Annotated in this window: 6 protein-coding genes; all 6 read right to left on the reverse strand. The window is 40.8% G+C overall.

Annotation, left to right across the window (positions count from 1 at the left end):
* Nucleotides 1-407: ATP-binding protein (locus LG34_RS14125; RefSeq protein ID WP_242979912.1), on the reverse strand; the 407-nt coding region annotated here is incomplete at its 3' end.
* Between the two features lie 136 nt (nucleotides 408-543).
* Complete coding sequence (locus LG34_RS14130; protein ID WP_146190239.1) at nucleotides 544-1,017, reverse strand: hypothetical protein; 474 nt, start codon at nucleotides 1,015-1,017, stop codon at nucleotides 544-546.
* A gap of 26 nt (nucleotides 1,018-1,043) precedes the next feature.
* Nucleotides 1,044-2,084 carry a DUF4349 domain-containing protein gene (locus LG34_RS14135; protein WP_181369391.1) on the reverse strand — a complete coding sequence of 347 codons (1,041 nt, stop codon included), beginning with the start codon at nucleotides 2,082-2,084 and terminating at the stop codon, nucleotides 1,044-1,046.
* A 28-nt stretch (nucleotides 2,085-2,112) separates the two neighbouring features.
* Nucleotides 2,113-3,039, reverse strand: coding sequence for an immunoglobulin-like domain-containing protein (locus LG34_RS14140; RefSeq protein ID WP_109216641.1), 927 nt, complete (start codon nucleotides 3,037-3,039; stop codon nucleotides 2,113-2,115).
* 7 nt (nucleotides 3,040-3,046) lie between these two features.
* On the reverse strand, nucleotides 3,047-3,586 hold the full coding sequence (locus LG34_RS14145) for an RNA polymerase sigma factor (protein ID WP_109216642.1): 540 nt from the start codon (nucleotides 3,584-3,586) through the stop codon (nucleotides 3,047-3,049).
* Between the two features lie 291 nt (nucleotides 3,587-3,877).
* The gene (locus LG34_RS17520; RefSeq protein WP_431602621.1) at nucleotides 3,878-4,216 is read right to left on the reverse strand and encodes a DUF6548 family protein; all 339 of its coding nucleotides are present in this window, start codon (nucleotides 4,214-4,216) and stop codon (nucleotides 3,878-3,880) included.
* Nucleotides 4,217-4,269: the final 53 nt, after the last annotated feature.

Raw genomic sequence — 4,269 nt, forward strand, 5'->3', positions numbered from 1 at the left:
CTGCTGATCTGCACATCCAGATAGGTAGACAGTGCATTTACAACCGAAGATCCAACACCATGCAGACCACCGCTGGTCTTGTATACAGAATCATCAAACTTTCCACCTGCATGCAGCGTAGAAAAAACAAGACGTGCTGCCGGTACACCTTTTTCATGCATGCCAACCGGAATTCCACGTCCATTATCCTCCACCGTGCAGGAACCGTCTGCTTCCAGTGTGACCTTAATCTCACTGCAGGCTCCCGCCAGATGCTCATCCACCGCATTATCTACGATCTCATAGATCAGGTGGTTCAAACCCTTGCGGGACACACTTCCGATGTACATACCCGGACGCTTACGAACCGCTTCCAGGCCTTCCAGTACTGAAATACTTCCCGCGTCATATGTTACTTTATCTGCCATTTTTTCATCCTTTCAAGTCAGTGAACAAATGTTCACTAAAGTTTTTCTATTTTACCACAAAAACGGGAATCCCGCAAGGTGGATTCCCATTACAAAAGATTCATTGAAAAGGATACAACAATATTTACATCTTCCATTAACAGATACTTTCCAGATAATCAACTATGCTTTGCCATTCTTTCCCACCAACTATCAGCTCATAACAAAAACCATTACACTCAACAATCACAACACCATCTCCTGTAAGTACCGTTTCAGCAAAATCACTACTGGAAAAGTATAGTGTATATTCATCACTGGTTATGCTATCGAAAAAAGCCTTTGAATACTTCTCATTTATCGGATTTTCAAATTCACTGCATATTTTATTGAATGACAAAATCACCTCTTCATCATCAATGATTTTACTTTCCAGCGATTCTCCTGTCTCATTGTCCTTTAATACAATTATCATTTTATTTTTTACAGATGTCTCTTCGGATGTACTTATTTGTGTACTACTCATCTCTTCATTTGATGTGACTGTAGTTTTCTCTCTGCTACATCCTGATACTCCAAATATGCAAACTATACACAACGAAATAATCAGAATGATGTTCTCCCCTTTCATAGTATCACACCTTCCCATGTGTCATCTTATTCTTCCTCTTTCTTCTGTTTATCATTTTTTCTCTTTTTCCAGATTTTGCGAAGCACTACGACAACCACCACACAAATGACAACGATCGGGAGCAATATTGGCAGACCGCCCAGTAATCCAACCATAAAATTCTGAAACCCCTGTCCCATCTGATACATATTATCATTGAATTTTGCTTTCACACGTTCTCCAAAGGTTGTTCCCGTTGTGGAACTTTCCCGGTTCACCTCATACAGATCCAGATAGACGGTACTGTAAGTAACCTGATTGTCGTATACGCGAAGCTGAGACTCATAGCTTTCAATCTCATATCGCACATCTGTAATCTGAGACTGGATGGATAAAATATCTTTCATGGATGTTGCCTGTTCCATCATGGAAAATAGTGCATCCAGTTCTTCCCGCAGCGCTTTGATATGAGTATCCATATCTGTATACTGCAACGTAACATCCTCGGTGCTTTCACTAAATGTCCGAACATTGGACGCATCCTTTACGCCACCCACAAAATCATCCAGTTTTTCTGCCGGAATTCGAAGTACAAGATATGCATAACGTGTTGTATCCCCGCCATAATTTCCGCCAACATCTGATTTTTCCACATAACCGCCGGCACTCTCCGTCTTTGCCCGCACATCCGCTACCAATGTATCAAACTCGGTAGTCTCCGCTGACATATTGACTGTTTTGATCAGTTTCTGCTCTGTGTTAACCCCTTCCATCTGTTCAAATTCTGTTCCACTCGTATCTGCTCCCTGTTCTCCAAAGTCCTGTGCACTTTGTTCCACGGCATCGTCTGTATTTACTGTTGCTTCTGTGGCACCATCCTCAGCCGTTGTTCCCTCACTGGCTGTTTTCTGATTATCTGCCCGAAAAGCACTGAAACCACTTTCACTGCGATTTGTGGCACCACCGTTTGCACTTGACATTGCGCTTTTTCCACATCCGATTGTTAATAGCATACATCCAGCCAACAACATACAAAGTATCCATTTTCTCAAAACAGAACATTTTCTCGCTTTTTTCTTTTCTCTCATGATCCTTCTCCTCCTGCAATCGCTGCTGTTATCTGACATCAAATTCAATCTGAATTGACTGCACATACTGATCACCACCATCGATATTTCCAATAGAAATATTTTTCAGCAGGCGGTAATGCCCTGCCTCAAGAGAACCGTATACATTTGCCCAGTCTACGTACCAGTCAAACCAATTCTGTTTATCCCCTGACTTCACTAAATGTAAAATATCGTGACATGCGATTTCATACTGCTTTTTACACTCCATCCATGTATCTGTCGCTTCATCATAAACTTCTATGCCTTCGTAATCATCTCCAAAACTAATGTCATCATCACCATTATTTGTCAATCTCACTTTCAGAGATGTCGGTGTCACTGCCAGCACTTTTATATCCACATTCTGTGCAAGTATCCCCGTAGATGCTGATGTATTTTCCTCTGTACTCACCGAATCCTGACTGTTTTCTTTCTTGTCCTGATTTAAAACAGTAGATTCATTCTCCTGCGTATCAGAAGCATCTGCGTTTCCACTTATTGTATCAGCACGATCTGCCTTTCCCATTTCAGCACTTTCCTCCCGGCTTGCAGTTTCTTTCTGGTCTGTCAATGCAGACGATTCACTTTGCGACATTTTAAAATTTCCACGCAGCCCGATCCAGCTTCCACTTGCCACAATCACACATACGATACATGCGGCTGCCACACGGGTCCATCGCCGTCCACGTGCTTTCTTTTTCTGCTGTTCTTCTGCCTGTTTTCCCTGCTTTAAAACAAACTGCATTTTTTCAATAAATGGCTTTGAAAATGCATGCTGTCCTTCCGGTTCCATCTTTTTTTGCACCTGGTTCGCTTCTTCCTGCATGCAGTCTTCCAGCGCCCGTTTTAGTACTTCATCTGCGCCCCGCACTTTTTTTCGTTTTTTATAAATATACTCGTTTTTCTCTGATTTTCCCTGATTTTGTCTGTTCACTGTGCCATCACTCCTCTCTCAGAAGATTTTGCAACTTTTTCCGCGCTCGGAAAATCCGCACATTTACAACTTTTGGTGTCACGCCAAGCAGATTGGCAATCTCCCGATCTGAAAGTTCATGCAAATATTTATATTCAAATACCACACGATAAATTTCATCCAGTTTTTGAATGGCATGCAAAATGCGTTCATAACTTTCCTGCGCCAGATATTGATTCAGCAGATCTTCACCCGAAACTTCTGCTTCCTGTTTTTGTGAAGTCTCCTCATCTTCCGTAATTTTCTGACGTTTTCTTAAGAGATCCGTTGCCTTATTTTTTACAATGGTTGCCAAAAAATTCCGCGTTGCGGCAGACTCTACACTGCCAACTTTGTCCATATGACGCGTCAGTGCTAAAAATGTTTCCTGTACCGCATCCTCTGCCAGATGGTCGTCCTGCAACCGTTCACGCGCCAGATACCATAGAAAATACCGATATTTATGATAAAGCTGAACAAATTTGGACTGTTCCTCATCGCTGTCCAGCATGGTTAAAAACAAAAGCATAACGTTTCCTCCCCGTTATTTACGTGTATTTCCGAAATCTTTTAAGTGAAGATTTGAAAATTTTTGTTACAGATATCCGTAGTAAAAAGATTGTGTTTTATCTTTTCTATATATAATAACGGAAAAAGCCTGTCGTTTACTACAGAATTTTCCATTTTCATAATATTTTTTTACAAAAGATGTTATCCTAAAACACAAAATAGATAAAAACGAAAAAAGTACCTTGTCCATTCAAAACCATAGACAAGGTACTAAGTCATAAAAATATATCGATATATCTCTGAGAAAAATTTATAATATAACTTTAAAAAACAGGAATATAACTATCACTGCAATTATAGTGCCCCAAACGAACACTCCACACCTGTGAGATTCCTGTGAAAATCTACTGTGCTTTCCTTTTTGTTGTGAATCGTCACACTGCCGCGATGCCGATTTACCCCCTGATGATGAATGAGTCTTTCTGTTTGACCTGATTGTTTTTCGATATAAAGACAGCGGATCACTTGTAGACATCATCCGAGTATAAAAATTATTTATCCATTGTATATCATCACGGTTACACATGTTTGTTTCCGTACATCCCGGTTCATGCACAATTTGATTTCTCACCCAACGATAATGTTTCAATTGCGTAAAGCGGACATTCGCAATCCGCTTTCGCTACTTGCTCATGAACGCAG

This window comes from Eubacterium ramulus (assembly GCF_003122485.1).
Lineage (GTDB): Bacteria > Bacillota > Clostridia > Lachnospirales > Lachnospiraceae > Eubacterium_I > Eubacterium_I ramulus_A.